This window comes from Aminithiophilus ramosus (genome assembly GCF_018069705.1).
Taxonomy (GTDB): Bacteria; Synergistota; Synergistia; order Synergistales; family Aminithiophilaceae; genus Aminithiophilus; species Aminithiophilus ramosus.
Genome location: NZ_CP072943.1, coordinates 303,238 through 328,165, shown reverse-complemented (window position 1 = coordinate 328,165; position 24,928 = coordinate 303,238). Strand labels below are relative to the sequence as shown.

Annotated in this window: 16 protein-coding genes and 1 CRISPR repeat array (1 of these 17 cut by a window edge); of the genes, 7 read left to right on the top strand and 9 right to left on the bottom strand. The window is 64.2% G+C overall.

The features are described from left to right. Positions 1 to 60 precede the first annotated feature (60 nt). From KAR29_RS01305 to dpaL, 9 genes are all read right to left on the bottom strand, one after another. Complete coding sequence (locus tag KAR29_RS01305; protein ID WP_274373856.1) at positions 61 to 1,494, bottom strand: hypothetical protein; 1,434 nt, start codon at positions 1,492 to 1,494, stop codon at positions 61 to 63. Beyond that, complete coding sequence (locus tag KAR29_RS01300; protein ID WP_274373855.1) at positions 1,491 to 2,789, bottom strand: KGGVGR-motif variant AAA ATPase; 1,299 nt, start codon at positions 2,787 to 2,789, stop codon at positions 1,491 to 1,493. The genes KAR29_RS01305 and KAR29_RS01300 overlap by 4 nt, the downstream gene beginning before the upstream one ends. Next, complete coding sequence (locus tag KAR29_RS01295; protein WP_274373854.1) at positions 2,786 to 3,214, bottom strand: hypothetical protein; 429 nt, start codon at positions 3,212 to 3,214, stop codon at positions 2,786 to 2,788. Before KAR29_RS01295 ends, KAR29_RS01300 begins: the two co-directional genes overlap by 4 nt. Before the next feature lie 14 nt (positions 3,215 to 3,228). Beyond that, positions 3,229 to 3,807: a deaminase gene (locus tag KAR29_RS01290; protein ID WP_274373853.1), complete on the bottom strand. Its 579-nt coding sequence runs from the start codon at positions 3,805 to 3,807 to the stop codon at positions 3,229 to 3,231. Between the two features lie 118 nt (positions 3,808 to 3,925). After that, entirely contained in the window at positions 3,926 to 4,930 is a 1,005-nt protein-coding gene (locus KAR29_RS01285; protein WP_274373852.1) for an ornithine carbamoyltransferase, read from the bottom strand. A 3-nt stretch (positions 4,931 to 4,933) separates the two neighbouring features. Continuing rightward, positions 4,934 to 6,157, bottom strand: a complete 1,224-nt coding sequence (locus tag KAR29_RS01280; protein ID WP_274373851.1) for a YgeY family selenium metabolism-linked hydrolase — start codon at positions 6,155 to 6,157, stop codon at positions 4,934 to 4,936. Positions 6,158 to 6,190: 33 nt separating this feature from the next. After that, positions 6,191 to 9,448, bottom strand: coding sequence for a putative selenate reductase subunit YgfK (ygfK, locus tag KAR29_RS01275; protein ID WP_274373850.1), 3,258 nt, complete (start codon positions 9,446 to 9,448; stop codon positions 6,191 to 6,193). Positions 9,449 to 9,462: 14 nt separating this feature from the next. Next, a complete protein-coding gene (gene ssnA, locus KAR29_RS01270; protein WP_274373849.1) occupies positions 9,463 to 10,782 on the bottom strand; it encodes a putative aminohydrolase SsnA in 1,320 nt (439 codons plus the stop codon). Positions 10,783 to 10,786: 4 nt separating this feature from the next. Then, positions 10,787 to 12,022 carry a diaminopropionate ammonia-lyase gene (gene dpaL, locus KAR29_RS01265; RefSeq protein ID WP_274373848.1) on the bottom strand — a complete coding sequence of 412 codons (1,236 nt, stop codon included), beginning with the start codon at positions 12,020 to 12,022 and terminating at the stop codon, positions 10,787 to 10,789. A 525-nt stretch (positions 12,023 to 12,547) separates the two neighbouring features. Between dpaL and cas3 the strand changes: the two genes are divergently transcribed. From cas3 to cas1e, 7 genes are read left to right on the top strand one after another with little or no spacing between them, the layout of a single operon-like run. Continuing rightward, complete coding sequence (gene cas3, locus KAR29_RS01260; RefSeq protein ID WP_274373847.1) at positions 12,548 to 15,064, top strand: CRISPR-associated helicase/endonuclease Cas3; 2,517 nt, start codon at positions 12,548 to 12,550, stop codon at positions 15,062 to 15,064. Then, on the top strand, positions 15,061 to 16,527 hold the full coding sequence (casA, locus tag KAR29_RS01255) for a type I-E CRISPR-associated protein Cse1/CasA (protein ID WP_274373846.1): 1,467 nt from the start codon (positions 15,061 to 15,063) through the stop codon (positions 16,525 to 16,527). Before cas3 ends, casA begins: the two co-directional genes overlap by 4 nt. A gap of 29 nt (positions 16,528 to 16,556) precedes the next feature. Beyond that, positions 16,557 to 17,009, top strand: a complete 453-nt coding sequence (casB, locus tag KAR29_RS01250) for a type I-E CRISPR-associated protein Cse2/CasB (protein WP_274373845.1) — start codon at positions 16,557 to 16,559, stop codon at positions 17,007 to 17,009. 13 nt (positions 17,010 to 17,022) lie between these two features. Next, complete coding sequence (gene cas7e, locus KAR29_RS01245) at positions 17,023 to 18,195, top strand: type I-E CRISPR-associated protein Cas7/Cse4/CasC (RefSeq protein ID WP_274373844.1); 1,173 nt, start codon at positions 17,023 to 17,025, stop codon at positions 18,193 to 18,195. A gap of 4 nt (positions 18,196 to 18,199) precedes the next feature. Further along, entirely contained in the window at positions 18,200 to 18,859 is a 660-nt protein-coding gene (gene cas5e, locus KAR29_RS01240) for a type I-E CRISPR-associated protein Cas5/CasD (protein ID WP_274373843.1), read from the top strand. Then, a complete protein-coding gene (cas6e, locus tag KAR29_RS01235) occupies positions 18,846 to 19,403 on the top strand; it encodes a type I-E CRISPR-associated protein Cas6/Cse3/CasE (protein ID WP_274373842.1) in 558 nt (185 codons plus the stop codon). Before cas5e ends, cas6e begins: the two co-directional genes overlap by 14 nt. Next, positions 19,400 to 20,617 carry a type I-E CRISPR-associated endonuclease Cas1e gene (cas1e, locus tag KAR29_RS01230; protein WP_274373841.1) on the top strand — a complete coding sequence of 406 codons (1,218 nt, stop codon included), beginning with the start codon at positions 19,400 to 19,402 and terminating at the stop codon, positions 20,615 to 20,617. The genes cas6e and cas1e overlap by 4 nt, the downstream gene beginning before the upstream one ends. A gap of 27 nt (positions 20,618 to 20,644) precedes the next feature. Further along, positions 20,645 to 24,928: direct repeats of the CRISPR family, unit length 29 nt; unit sequence GTGTTCCCCACGCACGTGGGGATGAACCG (it continues 1,970 nt past the right edge of the window).

Below are 24,928 nucleotides of genomic sequence, written 5' to 3'. Positions count from 1 at the left end.
TTTCCATCCGAAATATCACCGTGCAAAAGACCGCCGACGAAACGCGATGTCCCGGCGCTTTCAGGCCATGGGCTTGACGCCACCCTTGCGCCCCAGGCCGAAACCGACGCGATAGAGATCGGGCATGTTGATCCTGCCGTCTTCCATGACCTCGAGAAGGCCCAACTTTTTCATGTCCTCCCTCACGCCCGGCCAGCCCTTCTCGGCGCCCGACGGAGGCAGTTTCCCCGGGGCGACGCTCTCCGGACCTTCGGGAAAGCGGGCGCGCCACCTTTCTTCGACGGCGACGAAGGAACAGGGAACGGTCAACCCCTTCAGCGGTTCCGACAGGGCCTCGACCCAGGGGTAGTCCTCGGCCATTTCGGCGATGCGGACCCCCGAAGCCGTCTGAACGCCTCGTTTGATGCTCTCATAGTGCAGAGGATAATCATGATCTCCGTACCGTTCCGACGAGTCCTGGACAGCCGTCTTGAGTGCACGCAGGAACGACCGCGGCGAGGTCCGACCCCGACCATCGGCCAGGTGACCGACGATCCATGTGTAGGGGACGCCGCGACGGCGGTCCCGTCCCATCCAGGGGCCGGCCAGAGCCTCGAAGAGCTTCTTCTGCAGGAGCTCCTCCCGCTTGACCTTTTCGTCCAGGTACCAGATTCCCTCCCTTTCGGCGAGGTCTTCCCCCCGAACGCGGCCATAGAGGGTCCGCAGGACGACTCCCGCCTCCCCCGCCCCGTTGCAGAGCTGCTGCCAGAGAAGGCCGTGGAGATCGTGGCGCTGCCAAGTCAGTTCCGACTTCATCGCCAGCAGCTTGGAGGCATCGGGGAAATCGGTCACGGGGCGGGTGAACTGATCGTCCCGCAGAAAAACCTTGGCATGGAGGGCCCAGTGAGACGTCAGCCAGAGCACGACGCGCAACAGATCGCGAACGGTGTCGTCCATGACCCGCCAGTCGACGCCCGTCCTGTCGAGGGCGTCGAAGACGATGAGTCCCTTGCGTCCCGCTTCGGACAGCCTCCGATCGACCTTCTCCGCAAGGCGGGCCACGGCCTCGGCGTTGTCCCGGACCCATCGCACGCTGGCCGGCCAGCTTTCGACGGGGACGGCCTCTCCACCCAGGGAGGCCAGCCACCGGGTGACGACGGCCCGCCAGATGTCGAAGGCCCCGAAACCGGCCCTGCGGAGCTCCTCGAAGGTGGACTGATCGGGATAAGCGTCGATCCCGGGACGGGCGGAAAAACCGACGTGGACCTCGGTGCTCTCCAGCTCCGTTACGGCCACTCCCAGCAGGACCCGGAGAGCCCTGTCGGCCAGAGCCTCCGTCCAGAAGGACTTGCCCACGCCTCGGGAACCGACGACGAGACTGCACTCGAGCCTGAGAGCCTGGACATGGGCCGGAGGCAGATAGAGACGACCGGGATCGGAGCGACCACTATCGCCGGTGAAACGTTCCGGGAGACTCGCCATAAGGGCACGACGGATTCCCTCGGTTTCCGTCATCGTCTTGAATCCTCCTCGGCGACGCAGGACTCGACCCCCTCCAGGAAGGGACCGAAAAGGGCCCGGACCTCGTCGCCATCGACGGAGGCGAAGCGCTCGTGGAGAGACTGGAGGGCGGCAAAGCCGCGGTGCCAGCGGATGGGCCAGGGGAAATGGGGTGCCGTCTCGTCCGACTCGTCGAAGCTGAACAGATCGCCTGCAGGCTCACCGGGAGGGACCTCGTCGTAGAGGGTTTCGGTGAAAAGGTCCCAGGCCCTCTGGCACAACCCCGCCACGTAGCGGGCCCCATCCGTCTCGGGGATCATGGCTCCCACCAGGTGGAGCCTCTCGCGGATCGCGCGAGCGACACCGGTCCGGTTCCAGTGGCGGAAAAGGATCCCGTAGCCCTCCCAGGTCTGGTCGCTGTCGAAGGCGAAAAGGAGAACGGCCTTCGCCCCGAGGCCGGAGACGCAGGCAGAGGCCACCTCGTCGATGCCGGCCCGGGAGTCGACGAGGATCACGTCGGGGCGCCACCGTCGCTCCAGAGCGCCGATCAGGCCCTTCAGACGTTCCGGCCAGGGCTCGCGGGAACCGTCGGCGGCGATCCTGCCCATCCAGGCCCGGCCGAGTTTGGCCGGGTACTCGCCGGGATCGCGGCCATGGGCGGGAACGACGAGGATATCACCGTCGCGGCAGAGGTCGCTTTTCGCCGTCATGGCCTCGATGAGGGGCTCTCCGTTGCCGACGAGGTCCTCCGCAAGCCAGTCGACGATGCCGAAGGCCGGGCGGCGCTCCGCCGGAAGTAGGGCGCTGGAGAGCCCCGGCGCCTCGAGGTCGAGATCGAAGACGAGAACGCGCCGTCCCGATCGGGCCAGGGACCAGGCCGCCACGGCCAGGGCCGTCGATCGCCCCACGCCTCCCTTCACGGAAAAGAAGACCAGACGGGGAGCGCCGGGGGAGACCTCGGCGATGGAACTCCAATCGCCCTCCGTCGCCAGACGGTCGACGACGGTCACGCCGGCGAAACCTTCCAGGGGAAAGGACGGGGCTCCCCGCGTCACGGCCTCCAGGGAGGGCTCGAAAAGGACCATATCCTCGGCCTCGAAGGCGTGAGGGGCGAGGACCTCCGCCAGCCGCTCGGAGAGGCGACCGCAAGGCCCGGACTCCCCGTCGCCTCGGACTCGTTCCTCCAGGACGAGGCGAACGCGACCGTGCAGATCGCGGTTGATCACGACGGGCCCCAGCCGTTCCACGTCTTCGGCCATCTCCCGAAAGACATCGGCGATGGTCGGAAGGATCTCATCGAACGTCTTCACCCGATCACCCCCTCCAGACGGGCTTTCCTCACCAGATCCTTCACCGCCGCCGCACCGCCGCGGTGGAGGCCGACACGAAAGGCGTCGAAACAAGACCGATGGGCGTAGCGCTGCGAGACGTCCCAGTCGCTAAAGGGATCACCGGCAGGGAGAAGATAGGAGGCGGCTTTGCGACCCGACCGGTAGGTTTCATAACGCCCCCAGGTACCCTCCTTCTCGCCATTCCTGACATGCACGCGATCCCTCCGCTCAAGGGGAGTTCCCGAGGGATCGACGACCATGCCGAAGGCCTTCATGAGGCACTTGAGGCCGCACTCGGCCGCGAAGCCGTAGAGGTGATCGGCATTGGCGAGGCGTTTCGCCTCATAGAGCGCTTCGCCGTCCTCCCAATGGCGGAGGTGGGCATCGTAAAAATCAGCCGTCACACAGCCGCTTCCTTTCATTCCGCCCCGCCCTCGCCCAGGTCGACGGGGAGCTCGCGGTAGAGCTCCTTGATGCGGGCGATGCGCTCCTCGATTTTGTCCCTCTCGTCCAGATCGGCCAGGGCCTCGCGGAGGCTCCTGAGGTTGAAGTAGGCGTTGCGGCCGTTGGGCGTCGTCGTGCCGAAGAGGGATTCGAGCATCTTCAGGTCGTCGGCCATGTGAAAATCCTGAGCCGTCTCGCTGTAGTCGAAGAGGTACCAGACCTCGCGAAAACCCGACCAGGCCAGGGCCGAGAGGCACATGGAGCAGGGCTCGTGCGTGGCCAGGAAGACCGTCTCCTCCGCCTTGGGCCTGTGGGGCATCTCGAAAAAGCGCATGATCGTGTCGATCTCGCCGTGAAAGACGGGATTTTCGCCGCGGCGGTTGCTCCCCACGACGAGCGTCCTCAGGGTGACGGCGTCGAGAACAGCGCCGCCGAAGAGGTTGTGCCCCTGGCGGACGAGGACCTCCGTCAGGGGAAGAATCTCCTCTTCGATGACGTCGAGCATGAGGTTCACTTCGCGTGCCGTCAGGGTCCGGATCTTTTCGGTCTCCATCGGATCAGACCTCCTTGCGAAAAGGGCCGACGGGAGGCCTTCGGAACGAGACGACCGAAAGATCTCCCGCAAGGGGCGGCCGAAGCCCTTCGAAAAGCGCCTTCGACCGCCGGGGGGCCTACCGCCCTCCCATGAGGAGGGTCATGACGGCCTTGGCCGTGTGGATGCGGTTTTCGGCCTCATCGTAGACGATGGAGCGAGGCCCGTCGATGACGGCGTCTTCCACCTCGTTGTTCCGGTCCGCCGGGAGGGCGTGCATGTAGACGACGTCGCGGTCGGCCGTGGCCATCTTCTCCTCGGTGCACTTCCAGGAACGGTGGGCCCGGAGTTTGTCATCGACGACTTTGACGGCCCCCGAGGCCTGGAGCCCCGTCTGGTCCGTCACCCAGTTGCCCCAGTTCTTGGGGATGACGATGTGGGCGCCGCGGTAGGCCTCGGCCTCGTCGTCGGTGACGGTGACAGTGCCGCCGTATTTTTCGGCGTTGGCCTTGGCCTTGGCGATGACCCAGTCGGGCAGCTCCCATCCCCTGGGGTGGGCCAGGACGACGTCCATGCCCCACCGGGGGAAGAGGAGGATCTGGGAGACGGGAACGGAGATGGGCTTCTTGTGGCTCTCGGCATAGGCCCAGATGATGGAGACCTTGAGGCGCTTCAGGGAATCGAACTTCTCCTTCATCGTCATCAGGTCGGCCAGGGCCTGCATGGGATGGTAGAGATCGCACTGGAGGTTCATGACGGGCACCCGGGACCAGCGGGCCATCTCGTTGAGGTAGGCATTGCCGTAGCCCCAGTTGCAGTAGCGGCAGGCGATGGCGTGGCCGTAGCCCGACAGGATGATGGCCGTGTCCTTGGGGCTCTCGCCGTGGGAGACCTGCATGCTCGACGTGTCGAGGAACCCGGCGTGGCCTCCGAGCTGGGCGAATCCGGCCTCCATGGAGTTGCGGGTCCGCGTCGACTGCTCGAAGAACATGAGGAACATGGTCTTGCCCGTCAGGTAGGGCGTGGGGATATCCATGGCGAACTTGCGCTTCAGGTCGAAGGAGACGTCGAGAAGGGTCTCCACCTCTTCCCTGTTGTACGCTTCGAGGTCGATGAAGTGGCGTCCGCGGAAATAGCTCTGCATGGTCTACTTTTCCTCCCTGCCCCCGGGGGCGGTCCGTTCGAGATAGAGCGTCGGAAAAACCGCATAGACGGCGGCGCAGTCGACAAGTTCTCCCTTCCAGGTCCTCTCGTTCGGCGCGTGGGCCTGATCTTCATGGCCGGGGCCGAAGCCGACGCAGGGGATGGCGTAGCGCCCCGTGATGGCGACGCCGTTGGTGGAGAAGGTCCACTTGTCGATGACCGGCTCCCTTTGCAGGACGGAGCGGAAGGCTCCGGCCATGGCCTGAACGGCCGGGTGCCCCTCCTCGACGACCCAGGCGGGGAAATAGCACTCCGTGGGGTAGACGAGACCTCTGTAGGAGGGCCGGTCGTAGCTGTAGAGGAAGACCTCGGCCCCGGAGGCGACGACGGCGGGAAGATTGCCGATCTCCGTCAGGGCCGAATCGGCCGTCTCCCCCGCCGTGAGGCGCCGGTCGACGGAGATCCGGCAGCCGTCGGCGACGGCGCAGCGCGACGGCGAGGAGTGGAAGATTTCCGACACGGTCAGGCTCCCCCTGCCCAGGAAGGGATCGTCCCTGAGGTTGGCGTGGAGGGCCCGCAGCTCGGTCAGGATGGGAGCCATCTTGTAAATGGCGTTGTCGCCGCGCTCCGGGGCAGAGCCGTGACAGCTCACGCCGCGGGTGCGGACGCAGATCTCCATGCGCCCTCTCTGCCCCCTGTGGATCCGCCCGTCCGTCGGTTCGGTGAGGACGACCAGCTCGGGACGGAGGCCCACCTCGTTGTGGAGGTACTGCCAGCAGAGGCCGTCGCAGTCCTCCTCCTGGACGGATCCGACGAAGACGACGGTGAGCCCCTCGAGAAGCCCCAGCTCCTTCATGATCTTCGCTCCGTAGATCATGGAGGCCATGCCGCCCTCCTGATCGCTCGTCCCCCTGCCTCCGACGGTACGTTCGTCCTCGTAGCCCGAGTAGGGATCGAAGGTCCAGTTGGACCGTTCCCCGACGCCCACCGTATCGATGTGGGCATCGAAGGCGACGAGGCGCGGCCCCGAGCCCATCGTTCCCCTGATGTTGCCCATGGCGTCGATTTCGACGGCGTCGAATCCGACGCGCTCCATCTCCTGCCCGATGCGGTCGATGACGGCCGCCTCGTCGCAGCTCTCGCTGGGAAGGGCCACCATGTCGCGAAGAAAGCGGGTCATGGCGGGCCCGTACTCTGCCGCAAGATCTCTGACGCGCTCGAAGTCCAAGGCGATCACGCTCCTTGAGTGAGGGCACTCCGTCTATTGTACGTCACGGGCCGCGAGGAGGAAGGGAGCGCTCCGGCGCAGCCCCTCGTCGACGAGGGCCATCGAGGCCGCCCGGACCAGGGAGAGGGGGCCCTCGAAGGCCCTTTTCACCCTTCCCCCGACGAGGCGAAAGGCGCCGTCGACGACGATCTCGACGCGGTCGTCGTCGTAGCGGTACCCCTCGGCGAGGCGCTCCAGCCGGACCGTGCGCCCCTTCTCGCGCCAGAAGAGGGCCCTTTCGTCGAGGAAAAGGGCGTTCTCCTCCTCGGCCTCGAAGGCGCTCCGGCCGAGGAAGAGGCGGGGCTTGGCCTCGTAGGGCCGGCCTTGATGGACGCAGAAAGTGGCGCAGTTGCCGCATCCGTTGCAGAGTTCCTCGACGTGGACGATCTGGCCCGTCTGGCGGATCGTCACCGTCTCGGCCCCGACGGCGACGAGGCGCCCCTCCCGCTCCTCGACGACGGGGGCCGTCACGGCGGCCGTCGTGATCGAATAGGCCACGTTGGCCCTGTTGGGACAGACCTCGACGCACTTGTCGCAGAGATCGGCGCACTGGAGACAGCGCCGGGCCTCGGCGCGAGCTCCCTCTTCGTCGAAAAGGCCCTCGACGGAGGCGAAAGCCCCCCTTTCGCCCAGAGGACTCCGGGACGGCCGACAGGGAGCCTCCTTGCGGGCTCGGGCCCTCCTGGCCCGATCGAGCTCGCCGACCGTCGGAAGGGGCGGTAGGGGCGGCTCCTCGGCGGGAATGCCCAGAGACCGGGCGATGCTTTCGGCGGCGCGGAGGCCGTCGGCACAGGCGGCGATGACCGTATCGGGACCGCGCGCCAGGTCGCCGCCGCCGTAGATTCCGGCGACGGCGCTGCGCCCCGAAAGGGCCAGGGGCAGCTTCCCCTTCTCCAGCGCGAGACGGCTCTTGCTGAAGAGGGGAGACTCCTGAAGCTGGCCGACGGCGGCGATGACGCTGTCGGCCTTTAGGGTGAAACAGACGCCCGTCGCGAGAGGACGGCGTCGCCCCGAGGCGTCGGCCTCGCCCAGACGGTTGCGCTCGCACTCGATGGCACGGAGGCGCCCCCCCTCGAAGAGGAGCTCCACCGGCGAGGCCAGTTCGACGAGGACGTTCCCCTCCTCCAGCAGGAGCTCCACCTCTTCCGGCGCGGCGGGCATCTCCTGCCGGGTCCGGCGGTAGAGGAGGGTGACGGGGCGGCCGCAGAGGCGCGCGGCCGTCCGGGCGGCGTCGACGGCCGTGTTCCCGCCGCCGACGACGACGACGGAGGAGCCCAGCTCGGGCCGTTCCCCCGAGGCGACGGCCTCGAGGAGCCTCAGGGCGCCCCAGACGGCGGGCGCCCTCTCCCCCTCCAGGCCGAGAGGGACGTCACAGGGGAAGCCCGTGGCGACGTAGACGGCGTCGAAGGCGTCGAGGAGGCTCTCCGGCGGGCCCTCGACGACGGCATTCAGGCGCAGGTCGACGCCGAGATCGACGATGCGTTTCACGTCCCTGTCGAGGACCTCCGGCGGAAGTCGAAAGGCCGGGGCGATAGCCATCATCCCTCCGGCCCTCCTTCGGGCCTCGAAGAGGGTGACGGCGACGCCCTCGAGGGCCAGACGGGCCGATGCGGCCAGTCCCGACGGACCGGCCCCGACGACGGCGACGCGATGCCCCGAGGGGGGACGGCAGAGCCCTAAGGAAGCCTCGCCGGAGGCGGCGAAGCCCTTCAGGGCCCGGATGGCGACGGGCTCGTCGTAATCGACGCGGGTGCACCGTTCCCGACAGGCCTGGGTGCAGACGAAACCCGTCAGCCCCGGGAGGGGGTTGCGGCGGAGGACGGTGGCCAGGGCCTCGTCGCGGCGCCCCTCGGCGAGGAGGCGGGCGTAGAGGGGAATGTCCTGATGGACGGGGCAGGCGGCGGAGCAGGGCGCCTCGACGCAGTCGAAAAAGCCCAGAGGCGAGGCGACCTTGGCCTCCTTCCGGCTGCGGTCCTTCCTGTAGCGCCCGTCGGAGAGGGACCTTGCGGCCAGATCGGCCAGCTTCTCGCGGCGCCTCGCGGCGAAAGAGGCCAGATTGGAAGCGGAGGCCGCCGCCATGGCCGCCTCGAGATTCTCCAGCCCCTGAAGGATGCGGGCCGTCCCTCCGGGCTTGAGGAGATCGGAGGCCATCGTCACCGTCCGGACGCCGCAGGCGAAAAGGTCGGCCACGTTCAGGGCATCGGCTCCGGCCGAGAAGGAGACGTCGAGATCGCCGTCGAAATCCTCGACGAGGCGATGGAAGAGATGGACGGCCAGGGGGAAGAGAGGGCGGCCCGAAAGGTACATCTCGTCGCCTTCGAGGAGACCGCGATGGTTGGCCGCGGCCAGGGTGTTGGTCAGCTTGACGGAGAAAGTGACGCCCCGCCGGGCCGCCCTTTCCTTCAGGCCGGCGATGATCTCCCGAGCCTTGGGATAGGCCAGGTCCTTGGCGAAGACCGAATCGGGGACGACGACCTCGTCGAAGCCGAGACGGCCGTGAAGGAGGGACAGGAGGGTTTCCCTGCCCAGCAGAGTCGGGTTGAGCTTGACCGTCAGGTGAAGGCCCCTCTCCTGGATGAGGTAGGTCCCGATGCGCTCGATCTCGTCGGGAGGGCAGCCGTGCATCGTCGAAAGGGTACAGCTCGTGACGATCCGACCCGGAAGATCCACGTCGGCCGCCGGGGGGAAGAGCCGTCCCAGCGTCGCCTTCAGCTCGGCGAGGCGATCCGAGGCGTCGGCGAGGCGATCCATGAAGGCCTGCATGGGCGCCGAGAGAATCCCCGCCAGGTCGTAGCCGACGCTCATGTTGAAGATCGTCCCCCCGCCGCCCCGGGGCCAGCCCAGAAGAGCGGGCAGGAGATGGACCCAGAGCCAGGCCTGAATGTACTGATCGGCCGACGCCTCGAGCCTCAGCTCCTGGGACCACTCGACGTTGTATCCCTCGTCGGCCATGTCGATGCAGGGCCGGGGAATCTCCAGTTCGTCGGCGGCCTGGACGGTCTTGAGCTCGATGAAGCGGGCCCCCGACAGCCAGGAGGCGACGATGTTGCGGGCCATCTGGGTATGGGGACCGGCTGCGGGACCGACGGGCGCGGCCAGTTCGCGATCGAAGAGCCTCGACGCGAAGGGAACCTGTCGGGGCACCCAGAAGAGCGCCTGGGGAACGGAGAAGATGGAGCGGCGATGCTCCCACTCCGCCAGTGCCCAGCGCAGCTCTCTTTCGAAGGAAAGGGGTCGCATCTCGTGGCGCATCGTTCCTCCCCCTTTCAGAACCGGTCGTGGACGGCCCGGGCCAGCTCGCGGCAGCGGGCGGCGATGCGCTCCTCGTCGAGGCCCGTCAGGCGGCGATCTTTCATGACGATCCGGCCCGAGGCGACAACGGAAGTGACGCAGGCCGAGCCGGGGCCGAAGAGGAGATGGCCGTCGACGTTGGAGGCCGAGAGGGCCGTCGGCGGGCGGTAGTCGATGACGATGACGTCGCCGACGCAGCCCGGGGCGAGCCGTCCCCGGGGAAGGGCGAAATAGCGGTCGGCCAGGGAGGCGTTGTTCTCGAAAAGCATCCGGGGCACCTCGGTCCAGCCCGCGTCGGGATCGGCCAGGCCGTGCCTCTGGAGGGCACCGGCCATGGCCAGGGCGCGGAACATGTCGCTCACGTAGCCGTCGGTGCCGAGCCCCACGAGGACGCCTCGTCGCATGAGGTCCAGGGCCGGGGCCAATCCGACGGCGTTGCCCATGTTCGACTCGGCGTTGTGGGCCACGGCCGTCTTCGTCTCGGCCAGAAGATCCTTCTCGTCGTCGTCGATATGGATGCAGTGGACGGCCAGAGAGCGGGGCCCCAGAATGCCGAAACGGCCGAAGCGCTCGACGACGGAAAGGCCGTGGCGCTCCCGGCAGAGGCGCTCGTCTTCGGGCCCTTCGGCGACGTGGACGTGAAAGCCCGAGCCCTCCCCGGCCTCGGCGCAGCGCTCCAGAGTGGCGTCGTCGAGGGTCATCGAGGCGTGGAGGCCGAAGGTGGCCGCCAGGCGGGCATCTCCCGACCGGCTCACATGATCGATGAAGGCCTTGTTTTCGGCGATCCCCTCGGCGGCGACGGCCGGGCCGTCCCGATCGGAGACCTCGTAGCAGAGGCAGGCCGAAAGGCCGCCGTCGACGACGGCCCGGGCCACCTCGAAAAGGCTGCCCCTCACGGCATGGGGCGAGGCGTGGTGATCGATGAGCGTCGTGCAGCCGCACCGGATGGCCTCGACGACGGCATAGAGGGCGCTGTAGTGACAGCCTTCGAGGGTCAGAGCCTTGTCGAGACGCCACCAGAGCCGTTCGAGGAGCTCCGTGAACGTCCGGGCGCTCCCCCCTTTGCCGCCGAAACCGCGGGCGAAGGTGCTGTAGAAATGCATGTGACCGTTGATGAGACCGGGGTGAATGAGACCGCCTGCCGCGTCGAGGAAGGAGCCCTCGTAGCGGGACCGGATCTCGGCCGTGGGCCCCACGTCGACGATGAGACCGCCGTCGATGGCGACGGCGCCGTCGTCCAGAAAGGGAAGGGCCCCGTGGCGGGTGACGACGGAACCGTTGCCGACGATCAGCATGAGGTCATCGCCCCTCCAGACTCAGGCCGACGGTGGGGAACTCGCCGTCCCAGACGATGGAACGGTACCGGTCGGGATCGGTGTCGCCTTCGGTGCTGAAAAGGAGCACCGAAGACCGGGCCCCCAGCCCCAGAAAATCGCGGAGGGGCCTCTGCCTCGGATCGGCCATGAGAAAGGACAGAAGGCCCGCCGTCACGGCGCCCGACTCGCCCGAGACGATGGGGGCGTCCCCCCTCAGGGGATTGCCCAGAAGGCGCATGCCCCGTGCCGATACGGGATCGGGACAGGACAGGAAGGCGGCGGCGTAGTCGCGGAGGATGTCGAAGGCGATGACGTTGGCCTCGCCGCAGGCCAGACCGGCCATGACCGTGTCGAGATCGCCCGTCACGGCCAGGGGAACGTCGTTGCCGGCCAGGGCCGACTTGTAGAAACAGGCCGCCCTTTCGGCCTCGACGACGATCACCTGCGGCGCCGCCTCGCCCAGCCGGGCGACGAGAACGGCCTGAACGGCCGCCGCCAGAGAGCCCACGCCGGCCTGGATGAAGACGTGCGTCGGCAGGGCGTCGCCTCGGGCCTCGATCTGGTCGAGGGCCTCGGCCACCATGGTCCCGTAGCCCTCCATGATCCAGAGGGGGATGTCGCGGTAGCCCTCCCAGGCCGTGTCCTGAACGACGACCCACCCCTCCCGCTCGGCCTCGGCGGCCGTGAAGCGCACGCAGTCGTCGTAGTTCCTGTCGAGAATCTCGGCCCGGGCCCCCTCGGCCCGGATCCTCTCGAGGCGGAAGGGAGCCGTCCCCTTGGGCATGTAGACGACGGCCCTCTGGCCCAGCACGCGGGCCGTCCAGGCCACGCCGCGGCCGTGATTGCCGTCGGTGGTGGTGGCGAAGACCATGGGCCCCAGTTCGGCCCGGACGGACTCGCTCGTCAGCACCGGGTAGGGAAGCGTCGACAGATCCCGGCCGAGACGGCGGGCGAGGAGGCGGGCGATGGCATAGGAGCCGCCCAGGACCTTGAAGGCGTTGAGGCCGAAACGGCGGGATTCGTCCTTGACGTGCAAAGAGGCGAGCCCCAAGGAGGCGGCCAGAGCGGGAAGGCCGACGAGAGGCGTCGGCTCGTAGCCGGGAATGGTGGCGTGAAAGGCCCGGACCGAATCGATGACATCGGGAGCGAAGGCTTCGACTCCCGCCTTGGGACCACGCTGAAGACGTCTTGCGTTCTGAACCCAGAGAATCTCGCTCACGGTCCGCACCTCCAATAGAGTCGCCACCCCGCCAGCCGGTGGTCCCGAAAAACGAACAATATTCATTTTTAGTAAACCCTACAGCGAAGAGCGCCTCGCCGTCAAGCTCGAAGAAGGGAAAGACCGGACGGGAGCCCCCGTCGCACGCTCCCCGTCGGGATCGGTCGCCCGACGCGGACCGCCAGACGAGACGGGACAGGTTCCGTCGGACCGGCCCACTCGAAACCCGCCCGAGGCACGGGGCCGGTGCGGTTTCGAGGCGGACGCCTCCGCCTTCCGGCCGCCCCGGGGCCGGGCCGATGGGACTGCCGTCCCTCCCGGCCCGCGGATTCGGACTTGACAAGCGCTCCTGTCCTTGTATGATATTAATACAAGTTAATTGATATCGTTCAACAGGTGCCTCACCCCGGCCATTCCGTGCGGGCGGCAGGGAAAACCAGGGGGCCACAGAGAGGAAAGGAATATGGCCACGGCAGGCACTCCGTGATGTCTGCCTTTCAATTTCATTTGCGGAGGAGGTCGGCGATGGATCTCACCGAGGAGATGGCGTTGCTCTACTGGGGGAAGACCGGCGAAGGCTCATGGCACCCGTTGATTTACCACAGCCTGGACACCGTCGCCGTGGGGCAAAGATGGCTGGGAAAAAGCTCCTCCCTGCGGAGGGCCCTCGGGGCCGATCGGCTTGTTTCCTGGGCCCTTTTCTTCCTCTTCCTCCACGATCTCGGCAAGGCCGACGTCCGCTTTCAGGCCAAGGCCCCCGATCTTCTCCGAAAAATCTACCCGACCGAGGAGCTCAGCAACCTCAAGAAAATTCAGAGCCGGGACTACCGTCACGGTCCGGCAGGGCTCCAGTGGTTCGACAGAGACCGGGGAATGATCTATTCCGATATTCCTCATCTTTGGATGAGGGCCGTCGCCGCCCATCACGGCTCCCTGCAAATCGGCTCCCATCGAAACCTTTCTCGTCCTTACGCTCCTCTCCTCTGGCAAGAAAGAGACCGGAAGACCCGGCAGGCCCTGATCACCTTGGCGCGCGGACTCTTCCTGCCCGACACAGGCGAGGATTGGCCCGACGAAGAGCCCCCCGACGGCCTCTACGGCCTCTGTTCGGTCTGCGACTGGATCGCCTCGAACGAGACATGGTTTCCCCACTGCCCGGCCACCCTTTCTCCCCGGGACTATCTGCCAAGCCGCCTTGAAGCCGCCGACCGGGCCCTGACCGAATGCGGACTCGTCCGCAGCCGATCGGGCCTTCACGGAATGAGCGGCCTTTTCCCTTCCCGATCGCCCCGGGGAATCCAGAGAATCGCCTCTTCTGACCCCGGCATCGCCGCTTCTCTTCTGGCCGTCATGGAAGCCCCGACAGGGTCGGGAAAAACGGAAGCGGCCCTCTCCCTCGCCTCGCAGTGGCTGGCCGAAGACCGGGCCGACTCGGTCCTTTTCGCTCTCCCCACTCAGGCCACGGCCAACGCCATGTTCGATCGCCTGCAGAAGGTCGCCCCTCTTCTCTTCCCGGAATCGGCCAACGTCGTCCTGGCTCACGGGAAATCACGATTCAACAGGGGGTTTCAATCCCTCGTCGAGGGGGGGTCTTCAGCCCCGGCCGAGGACGGCGCGGCCCAGTGTTCCAAGTGGCTGACGGCCGGCAAGAAGCGAGCCCTCCTGGGCCAGATCGGCGTCTGCACCTTGGATCAGATCCTCCTGAGCGCCCTGCCCGTCCGGCACGGTTTCGTCCGGTCCTTCGCCATCTCCCGCAGCGTCCTTATCGTCGATGAAGTCCACGCCTACGACAGCTACATGAACGGCCTCATGGACGATGTCCTTGAGCAACACCGCAAGGCCGGAGGCTGCGCCATTCTCCTCTCGGCCACGCTCCAGGCCCGGAGATTGCAGGAACTGCTGCGGAACTGGAACGGGAAAGAGGTCTCTCCCGGCGATCCCGCTCCCTACCCTCTCCTCTCTCTCGCCACGGCCGAAGAAAGCCGTTTCCTCGTCCCCGACGATCCGACGCCGGAACGAACCGTCCACATCTCTATTCTCCGAAGCCCGGAAGCCCTCCCCGACGAAAGCGTCTACGACGGCATCATAGCCGAGGCCGCCCAAGGACAGGCCGTGGCCGTCATCTGCAACCTCGTGGATCACGCCCAGGCGGTTGCGGAAAAACTGCGGAAAAAAACCGACCTTCCCGTCGACCTCTTCCACGCCCGGTACACCTTCGAAGACCGCTCCCGCATCGAGGAAGCGGTCGTGAAAAACTACGGCCCCGACCGGACGGCGGGACAGGGGCGCATCCTGGTCGCCACCCAGGTCGCGGAACAGAGCCTCGATCTGGATTTCGACTTCATGGTCTCCCAGCTCTGCCCCGTCGACATCCTCTTTCAGCGGCTGGGTCGTCTCCATCGCCACAGCGCCCTCCACGTGGACGGCCTTCCGAGGGCTCTCGTCCTGGCCTCTCCGGAAGACGACTTCGGCCTTCATTGTCTCATCTACGACAATGCGGCCCTGCTCTGGCGCACCCGCCGCCTCCTGGAAGGGACTGCGTCGATCCTCTTTCCCCGAGCCTACCGGGAATGGATCGAGATCGTCTACGGCGAGTCCCCCTGCGACGGAGAGCCGCCAAGCGTCTCGGCGACCCACGAGGACTGGCAGAACAGACAGCAGGGCAGGAATTTCGCCGCCCACATCCTGTCCGGCTCTGCCCTCGATCTCTCCGATACGGACGAAAACGCCGCAGGCCTTACCCGCGACGGAGAGACGAGCCTGACCCTTCTCCCCTACGACGGCCGGTCCCAAGACCTCCTCGATGACGCGGGGACGGCCCTCGACGCGATCCGCCACGATCCTTCCTCCCACGAGGTGGTCCATCTCCAGTCCATCGCGGTCCCCGCAAGTTGGAAGAAGTATCTGGCGAAACTGGAAAACATCGACGGATTCCATCTTCTTCCCGTCACCACAGAAGGCGAGGGGTGGTCCGCCTCAGTTCCCTTAGCCCTCCGCTATTCCCCCGAAAGGGGCCTGGAAAGGGTGAGACGCCAAGAATGAACCTCCTCGAAGACCCTTGGATTCCCGTAACCGCCGGAGATGAGCGACGGCAGATCACGCTCGAGGACCTGCTGTGCAGCGACGTCTCCCATGCCCTCTCCCACAGAAGAGACGACATGGAGATGGCCGCCTTGCAGCTCCTCGTGTGCCTGGTTCAGGCCATCCTCACACCGGAAGACGACAGGGAGCTCCTGCTGCACTTGGAACGCCCCCTCTACCGGGACCGTTACCGCCGTGCCGCCGAGGCAAAGAAATCATGGTTCGACCTGGATCATGAAACGACGCCCTTCATGCAGGACCGTGGCGCGAAGGACCAAAACGTCACGGGCATCCAGAAACTCCTTCCGGGCCTGCCCGAGGGGGACGAAACGGCCTGCCTCTTCAACAGCAAAGATGACATTCAGTGCCTCTGCCCCTCCTGTGCCGCCATCGCGCTTTTCAACCAGGCAACGGGAGCACCCTCTTTCGGAGGAGGGTTTAAGGACCCTCTCAGAAAGGCCAACCCCATCACGACGCTTGTCTTCGACGCCGATCTCCGCCGCATGATCTGGCAAAACATTCTGCCCAGCGATTTTATCAAAAAAAAACTTGTCTCCCCCGACGGCCAGAAGCGCGACGCGCCCAACTGGGTCGACAAAATAACCGCCGGGACGAGGCTGAGCGCCGCTCGGATCGGACTCGTCCGAGGCCTTTTCTGGCAGCCGGCGAGCCTCCTGCTTTCCTGGGAAAGGGAGCGCGACACCTGCAGCGGCTGCGGAGCCGAAACGGAGACGAGGGTTCGCTCCTTTGGAAAAAGAAAATTTGGCTACGACCTAGAGGAACCCCTTTGGCCCCACCCTCACAGCCCGAGGGTTCTGGCGAAGGAGAAATGGTTCCCCGTGACCTACAGCGACGACATCCCTCCCTGGGCCAGGTTCTCCGACATCATGATCGACAGCGGCGAAAAGGAGCCTGCCCTGGCCCTGCAGCACTACCGCGCGATCGCCCCTCACAGCCCCCTCGCTCTCAGCGTCGGCGGCTATTCCAACAAACAGGCCCTCATCACCCGTCGCCATCATGACATGATCACCGTCGGCGCCGGCTGGCCCGAGCATATCGACGACATCCACGGCCGGGTTCGACTCGCTCTGGCCTACGGGGAAGCGCTGGAGAAGAAACTCTACGGGTTCGGGGAGAACTGCTCGAAAAACGGAAAAAGCTTTAAAGCCAAAGCAAGAGATCTCTTCTTCCAGGGAACGGAAGCCCTCATGCACCGGTCCCTGCAGCAAACCGAATGGGATGAGGAGAAGGCCTTTCGCCTCGCTCTCGCCAAGAAGCTGGAACGGATCTGCCGCGACCTCTTCGAGGAAATGGCCGCACCCTATCTGGACCAGCCCAAGGGAATCTCGGCTTACGCCATTACCCAGAAGACGCTCGGGAAGGCCCTGAACGATTTGCGCAAGCCCTTGGAGGAAGAGGAGTAGTCATCAACCGAGAGGAGACGAGCTTCGTCATGGAATCAGGATTTGATTTCGTTCAACTGAAAACCACCTACGAGGCGATGAAAAACGGCCCCAAGGCCGATATTCGAAGAGCGTCCCTTCCACAGGATCTGGTCCTCCATGGGGCCTTCTACCGACTTCTGCCCGAGGGGACAGCCCCGACGCCCCAATGGCAGCGCGTCATCTTCATGCTCCCCTGGGCGGGACATCATCCCGAGGCTTTCTCCCTGGGCCAGCGCCTGGCCCAGGGAGAAAAGAAGGTTTCGGAGCAACGGCTCTTCCAGCTGCTGCGCTCCGAATTTCCCCAAGATCTTCTCCATTTGCGCCGTTTGCTTCAATTCACAAAGCCAACCCTAAACTGGCAATTTTTCGGAGAAACACTTTTCTATTGGGGCGAACAAAAAAAGAAAGACGTGGCCAAGGATTATTTCATGTCATTGAAATTAAAAAAAGGCACCGACTAAGGAGGGCATCTCAATGGACAGGCACTTCCTGAACCTGCACGTCCTCATTTCCCACAGCTCTTCGTGTTTGAATCGAGACGACATGAATATGCAGAAATCGGCCTACTTCGGAGGCGTGAGAAGGATCCGAGTCTCAAGCCAATGCCAGAAAAGAGCCATCCGCATGAGCGAAAGGTACAAAGAGCTCTTTGGGGCTCCTTCCACTCGAACCAGGCAAGACGCGGATCTCTTTGATCATTTCAGAAATCAGGAAAGATTCAAGACTTATTCAGATACCCTTCTGGAATACATAATAAGGGAATCAAAAATGGACAACAAGGTCGTGACTCCGTGGATAGACGATGAGATGGAAAAATTGGCTAAAATATCCACGGAATACCTAAGAGAAGAAGCAATAAGCCATGAGGATTTTATGGCTTTGATCGAAAAAACCGAGAAAGAAGCAATAGACGCAGCAGAAGCAAGCGACAAGAAGAAAAAAGGCAAAACCAAAAAGGGACCCAAAAACAATAGCCTAGAAGGATTGGCAAAGGCTCTTGAAAAAGGTTCCAAGGAGTATCTCGCCGCGGGCATCTCCTGCATCGATATCGCCCTGTCCGGACGGATGTGCGCGTCAGGCGTTCTTCAAAACGTGGAGGGGGCCCTCTCGATGGCTCACTCCATCACGACCCACGCCATGGAGGCCGAGATCGACTGGTTCACCGCCATGGACGACCTCAAAGAAGAGGCCGCCGAAGAGGCCGGTGCGGGCCACCTCAATACCCAGGAGTTCGGATCCGGCGTCTTCTACCGCTATGCCTCGATCGACATGCGACTTCTGACGGAAAATCTCGGCGGCGACAGCGCCAGGGCACGGGAGACGGCCAAAGGCTTCGCCGAACTTTTCGCCACCGTCGTGCCCACGGGCAAGCAACGGAGCTTCGCCTCCTACAGCCTGGCCGATCTGGTCTTCGCCGTCCGCTCCCCTATGCCCATCGCCCTCCATAACGCCTTCGAGAAACCCGTGCGCGCCACGAAGACAGGGGGACTGATGCAGCCTTCCATAAGCGCACTGGCCGAGTATTGGGAGAAAATTCATCTCGGATACGGCCTCGACGAGGAGAGTGCTCTTTTCTCCCTCCACGATAGCGCCCTCGAAGAGCGAATGACCCCTTTCTCCAAGCTCCTGGACTGGATCGGCAGGTAAGATCGTGGCACGCTACCTGATCCTCAAGCTCCAGGGGCTCTTCCAGGCCTGGGGTGGTCATACCTTCGAGACCTACAGGCCGACGGAACTCTTCCCCACCCGATCGGGGGTCACGGGGCTCCTCGGTGCCTGCCTCGGCCTGAGACGCCACGAAAAGGAGGCCCTCGCAGACCTGGACCGCTCCTACTCCTATGCCGTCCGACGCGACCAATCTCCCTACCCGGCGACGCGGATGGTGGATTTCCATACCGTCCAGAACGTTCGTACCGTAAAGAGCGATCCCAAGGAAACGGAAATTACCCGCCGGGAATACCTTGAAGACGCTTCCTTCACCCTCGCCCTCTCGCAGAGCGAAAAGGCCGCCTATGATCTGGATCGCCTCGGAGAGGCTCTCCGCCGACCCGAACTGACGCCCTACCTGGGCAGAAGAAGCTGCCCCCTGGGGCGCCCCCTCTTCGAGGCCGACCTCCTCGCCTCCTCCTTCGACGAGGCCCTACGCGCCGTCGTTCCCGGCTCGGGAACCGTTTACAGCGAGGAGAAGCCCGCACGGGATGCGGTCGTCATGCGCATCCGCGACCTGCCCGTCGCCGGCAGCCGCCATTTCGAGACCCGACGCCTTTTCGTCTACGCCGCCGAGGAGGATGCGGGCCATGTTCATCAGTAAATGGCAGTTCCCGTCATCTCTGGGCAAAAATCCCTACGCCCTTCACCGCCTTCTCTGGAAGGCCTTTCCCGGAGAGGAGGTAAAACGCCGCCCCTTCCTTTTCCGCTCAGAAAGCGACGGCAAGGCCCTCTCCGTCATCATGCTTTCCGACAGCGAACCCCTTGAGACGGAAGGAAACGCTCTCCTTCGGGCGAGCCCTTTCGACATCCGCCTCACCTCTTCTCCCTACGCCTTCTCTTTGAGGGCCAACCCGATCAAACGGCTCTCTCAGGCCCGGTGCCGCGTCCCTCTCGTCGGGGAGGAAAGCCTCTTCGACTGGCTGACCCGCAAAATGGGGGGCATCTGCACTTTGGAAAAGGTGACGATACGCCACCGGGAAGAAATGCACTTCAGGAAAGAGGGAATCCCGGGTAAAATCGTCAGTGTCGACTACGAAGGTCTGCTCTTTCCCCGAGATCCGGAGGCTCTGCTCCTTCTCATGAAGCAGGGGATCGGTCCGGCCAAAGCCTTCGGCTGCGGCCTCCTTCTTCTGGGAAGACCATGATACAGCGGCAGCCTCTGCCCAAACTCTCCCCGATCCCCATCAAGGACCGGGCCAGCCTGGCCTTCGTCGAGCGCGGGCTGATCGACGTTCTGGACGGCACCTTTGTCGTCGTCGACGAGAAGGGCATCCGTACCCATATCCCCGTCGGAGGGATCTGCTGCATCATGCTCGAACCCGGATCGCGAATCTCCCATGCCGCCGTCGCCTTGGCCGCACGTGTCGGGACCCTGCTGCTGTGGGTCGGAGAGGCCGGCGTCCGCCTCTACGGCGCGGGCCAGCCCGGAGGAGCCCGGTCCGATCGCCTGCTTTATCAGGCCTCTCTGGCCCTGGAGAACGACGCCCGCCTGAAAGTGGCCCGGAAGATGTATGAACTCCGCTTCGGACGACCCTGCAATCCCAACCATTCCATCGAGCAGCTGCGCGGAATCGAGGGAGCCCGGGTCAAAACCCTCTACCAGCAGCTGGCCAAGCGTTACGGCGTTCGTTGGGACGGTCGGCGCTACGACCCCCGTAACGCCTCGGCGGCGGACGAGACGAACCGCTGTCTCAGCTCGGCCACAGCCTGTCTCTACGGCGTTTGCGAGGCTGCCGTCCTGGCGGCGGGCTATTCGCCCGCCATCGGCTTCGTCCACACCGGCAAACCGAGATCGTTCGTCTTCGACATCGCCGACATCTTCAAATTCGAGTCCGTCGTTCCCGTCGCCTTTCAGATCGCCGCCAAGCGCCCCCAAGACCCGGAAGGTGACGTGCGAAGGGCCTGCCGAGACGCCTTCCGGCAGACGAAACTTCTCAAGAAGGTCATACCGGCCATCGAAGAGATTCTGGCCGCGGGGGGCTCCCCGTGCCTGAGGCCCCCGAAGACGCACTGGAACCCGCCTTCATGGAGGACGAGGGAATTGGCGACATTGGTCATCGTTGCTGAGAACATTCCCGATCGCCTTCGGGGCCGCTTGGCCGTCTGGCTTCTGGAGATCCGAACGGGAGTCTACGTGGGCGATTTCTCAAGGCGCATCAGGGAATTCATATGGGAGAACGTCTCTTCCGGGCTGGGGGGAGGCAATGTTGTCATGGTCTGGAGCGCTCCGACGGAAAGCGGTTTCGAGTTCCTTTCTTTAGGGACGAATCGTCGGGAACCTGTCGATTGCTGCGGCCTCCTGCTGAGCCGCTACACCCCGAAAGAACCCTCGACCGCCGAAACAGACGACCCGCGTTGACGATACCCCTTTACTCAGGGAAAGAGGGTGTTCCCCACGCACGTGGGGATGAACCGTCATTTTAGCGCTTGACGACACCTTTTTTAGCGTGTTCCCCACGCACGTGGGGATGAACCGCCGTCCCTCGTCCCGCAGAGCCTTAGCCGCCTGTGTTCCCCACGCACGTGGGGATGAACCGTATGGCTACGTAATCGTGCTTCGGCGGTCGAGGTGTTCCCCACGCACGTGGGGATGAACCGGTGTCGGCATTCCATGGCTGGGAGGAATAGCCGTGTTCCCCACGCACGTGGGGATGAACCGCCCTTCGATTCCGGCCTTTTCGCCGATGGCGGGTGTTCCCCACGCACGTGGGGATGAACCGCTGGCAGAACCCAAGCGCGTACACGCCGACGGGTGTTCCCCACGCACGTGGGGATGAACCGGCGCAATATGTTTTGTTGCTTCCGGTCGTTCCGTGTTCCCCACGCACGTGGGGATGAACCGGACATTCTGAACCAGGCGGACGCTCGCAAAAAGTGTTCCCCACGCACGTGGGGATGAACCGTTCTGCCCGGCCATCTCGGCCAGGCGGAGGGCGTGTTCCCCACGCACGTGGGGATGAACCGCCTGGACCCGCTCGCCCCATGCGATATTGTCCGTGTTCCCCACGCACGTGGGGATGAACCGATCATTGCTTGCGTTTGGCGATCTGTTCGGACGTGTTCCCCACGCACGTGGGGATGAACCGTTGACTATGAGACGAAGATCGAGGCCGGAATAGTGTTCCCCACGCACGTGGGGATGAACCGAGACTCTGCCGTGATGATCTTCTTGGTCGTCCGTGTTCCCCACGCACGTGGGGATGAACCTCCACCACGTTGCTGCCGTCTCGCTGGAGATAGGTGTTCCCCACGCACGTGGGGATGAACCGAAAATCACGTATTTCTTCGGGGCCGACATCACGTGTTCCCCACGCACGTGGGGATGAACCGGCTTCGATCATCCGGCAGTCGGCGACACGGACGTGTTCCCCACGCACGTGGGGATGAACCGAAACAGCGTTTGCTCGTGTAAGGAAGACTGTAGTGTTCCCCACGCACGTGGGGATGAACCGCGGGAGGAGTTCAGGGACAGGAAAACGTTCGAGTGTTCCCCACGCACGTGGGGATGAACCGCGCTCATGAGTGGCCCAGTACTCGCGCCACTCGTGTTCCCCACGCACGTGGGGATGAACCGTTCATCGCCCGTCTGACGCACACAAAAGGCGAGTGTTCCCCACGCACGTGGGGATGAACCGCTACGCGCCGATTCCCGTGTGCGACGAGCGGAGTGTTCCCCACGCACGTGGGGATGAACCGCGACCTGATCCCGCTTCCCGTTTCCTCCTTGGGTGTTCCCCACGCACGTGGGGATGAACCGTCCGTCGCGTTGTTTCTGTGGGCGGCCAGCGCGTGTTCCCCACGCACGTGGGGATGAACCGTATCCGAAATCGGCAAACGGATAACGGATGCGGTGTTCCCCACGCACGTGGGGATGAACCGGCATCTCTCTCCGACGTGGACGCCCGTATCGCGTGTTCCCCACGCACGTGGGGATGAACCGTGCCAGGTCGTCGAAATAGCCCTTGAACGACGGTGTTCCCCACGCACGTGGGGATGAACCGCGACAACGATAGAGGTGGATGCGCTCGGCGGGGTGTTCCCCACGCACGTGGGGATGAACCGTAATTTAATGGCCTTTTTGTTGATCATCGGGTGTGTTCCCCACGCACGTGGGGATGAACCGAAACAAGCGTCGTGATCTGCCCAGCCAGAGCCGTGTTCCCCACGCACGTGGGGATGAACCGTTCCCCCTTCTTGGTCTCGTCAGTGGCGGCCTGTGTTCCCCACGCACGTGGGGATGAACCGGCTTCTTGCGACTCGTGGGATAGGCGGAGATGGTGTTCCCCACGCACGTGGGGATGAACCGTTCCGCCAGTACCTGAGCCTTCGCCCCCCACCGTGTTCCCCACGCACGTGGGGATGAACCGATAAACAGATATCCTCAAGCGCCCTGGCTACCGTGTTCCCCACGCACGTGGGGATGAACCGGTGTATATGGCGCAGGGCGGAGATGAACTCGTGTGTTCCCCACGCACGTGGGGATGAACCAAAAATGTCCAACATTATCAGGTTGACAGTGACGTGTTCCCCACGCACGTGGGGATGAACCGCACCTGGACGCCCCAAAGGGCATCCAGAGAGAGTGTTCCCCACGCACGTGGGGATGAACCGTACTCCGGGGCTGCCGCGTCCTCCCTTTCCCAGTGTTCCCCACGCACGTGGGGATGAACCGACCTCCGTGGTGTCGTCCACCAACTGGGGGGCGTGTTCCCCACGCACGTGGGGATGAACCGCGCCCTTTTTCGACATCTCCTCATATCGCGTGGTGTTCCCCACGCACGTGGGGATGAACCGTCTTCCAGTCGCTGCCTCCCGACGCCCAGGGCGTGTTCCCCACGCACGTGGGGATGAACCGAAATCGCCCTGGTCGTCGACGGCGAGATTGCCGTGTTCCCCACGCACGTGGGGATGAACCGTCAAGGCTCGCCGTGCGGAGATAGTCCCCGGAGTGTTCCCCACGCACGTGGGGATGAACCGTTCTTTCTTCCTTCATGAACGGATCGGTCGTGGTGTTCCCCACGCACGTGGGGATGAACCGGCATTAGTATAGTGCGGGTTGGTTGGTTGTGCGTGTTCCCCACGCACGTGGGGATGAACCGGGCAATCTCTCCGCCGGGAGTGAGGTAGTAGAGTGTTCCCCACGCACGTGGGGATGAACCGGCCTTGGCCTCCGGCTTCCTCGATCGCAGAACGTGTTCCCCACGCACGTGGGGATGAACCCGGTTAAGAGATTCGTCGGAGCGGACGCCGACGGTGTTCCCCACGCACGTGGGGATGAACCGCGCCTGGCAGCGCGGAGCAAGCGACGGTAGCGGTGTTCCCCACGCACGTGGGGATGAACCGTCACGTCGTGGCCGCAATCCAGCTGGCACAGAGTGTTCCCCACGCACGTGGGGATGAACCGAGGTGGGCGAGGGCTTCTTGGTACGCGATCGTGTGTTCCCCACGCACGTGGGGATGAACCAATGCCATTTGACAGGAGGAATACGGCATGGAAGGTGTTCCCCACGCACGTGGGGATGAACCGATGGACTGCCTTCGACCCGAACGGTTGCAACAGTGTTCCCCACGCACGTGGGGATGAACCGATGGACTGCCTTCGACCCGAACGGTTGCAACAGTGTTCCCCACGCACGTGGGGATGAACCGATTATGGATCTCATCGTCGATTTGGAGGATTTGTGTTCCCCACGCACGTGGGGATGAACCGGGCCGCGAGGCCCACAGAGAGGAGGGAGGCGGGTGTTCCCCACGCACGTGGGGATGAACCGTCCGCGCATAACTCTATCTTGCCACATCTGTAGTGTTCCCCACGCACGTGGGGATGAACCGGGGAGACCGTCCCCGGACACGCACCCATGGGCGTGTTCCCCACGCACGTGGGGATGAACCGGGGCCGTCGTGGCCCCTCTCCGCCTAAATCCTGTGTTCCCCACGCACGTGGGGATGAACCGACGATGATGATGACGATGGTGGTTGGTTTTTCGTGTTCCCCACGCACGTGGGGATGAACCGTTATCTCCATCTAGATAGTGGATTTCCAAGCAGTGTTCCCCACGCACGTGGGGATGAACCGAAATAATAAATGACGAAAGGGGCGCCTTGAAAGTGTTCCCCACGCACGTGGGGATGAACCGGTGTGATTAGGGGTTTTGGGTTTGCACAAACCGTGTTCCCCACGCACGTGGGGATGAACCGATAAGGTCACTCGCGGACGTGCATTATTGGCGGTGTTCCCCACGCACGTGGGGATGAACCGAGTTCGAACTTCAATTGTCCCCGTTTCAGGGCGTGTTCCCCACGCACGTGGGGATGAACCGGCGATCTCTGCGATCGCCGTACGCGCCCTCGGGTGTTCCCCACGCACGTGGGGATGAACCGGTGTGATTAGGGGTTTTGGGTTTGCACAAACCGTGTTCCCCACGCACGTGGGGATGAACCGTTGCCGAAGACGAGGAAGTCTGCGGCATGATCGTGTTCCCCACGCACGTGGGGATGAACCGCCCGAACCCTATCGCGCCCATCACCTGCCTGTGTGTTCCCCACGCACGTGGGGATGAACCGATCCAGCCATCCGGTCTTTAAGAGGTTCCTCAGTGTTCCCCACGCACGTGGGGATGAACCGTCTCGTCTCTACGATTACGGATCTCGTTGTCAGTGTTCCCCACGC

Bases quoted from the DNA above. Each gene is read 5' to 3' on its own strand.
- cas3 (WP_274373847.1), top strand. From the start codon at position 12,548: ATGGATCTCACCGAGGAGATGGCGTTGCTCTACTGGGGGAAGACCGGC.
- cas6e (WP_274373842.1), top strand. From the start codon at position 18,846: ATGTTCATCAGTAAATGGCAGTTCCCGTCATCTCTGGGCAAAAATCCC.
- KAR29_RS01285 (WP_274373852.1), bottom strand. From the start codon at position 4,930: ATGCAGAGCTATTTCCGCGGACGCCACTTCATCGACCTCGAAGCGTAC.
- cas1e (WP_274373841.1), top strand. From the start codon at position 19,400: ATGATACAGCGGCAGCCTCTGCCCAAACTCTCCCCGATCCCCATCAAG.
- ygfK (WP_274373850.1), bottom strand. From the start codon at position 9,448: ATGCGCCACGAGATGCGACCCCTTTCCTTCGAAAGAGAGCTGCGCTGG.
- cas7e (WP_274373844.1), top strand. From the start codon at position 17,023: ATGGACAGGCACTTCCTGAACCTGCACGTCCTCATTTCCCACAGCTCT.
- casA (WP_274373846.1), top strand. From the start codon at position 15,061: ATGAACCTCCTCGAAGACCCTTGGATTCCCGTAACCGCCGGAGATGAG.
- casB (WP_274373845.1), top strand. From the start codon at position 16,557: ATGGAATCAGGATTTGATTTCGTTCAACTGAAAACCACCTACGAGGCG.
- KAR29_RS01290 (WP_274373853.1), bottom strand. From the start codon at position 3,807: ATGGAGACCGAAAAGATCCGGACCCTGACGGCACGCGAAGTGAACCTC.
- ssnA (WP_274373849.1), bottom strand. From the start codon at position 10,782: ATGCTGATCGTCGGCAACGGTTCCGTCGTCACCCGCCACGGGGCCCTT.
- KAR29_RS01305 (WP_274373856.1), bottom strand. From the start codon at position 1,494: ATGACGGAAACCGAGGGAATCCGTCGTGCCCTTATGGCGAGTCTCCCG.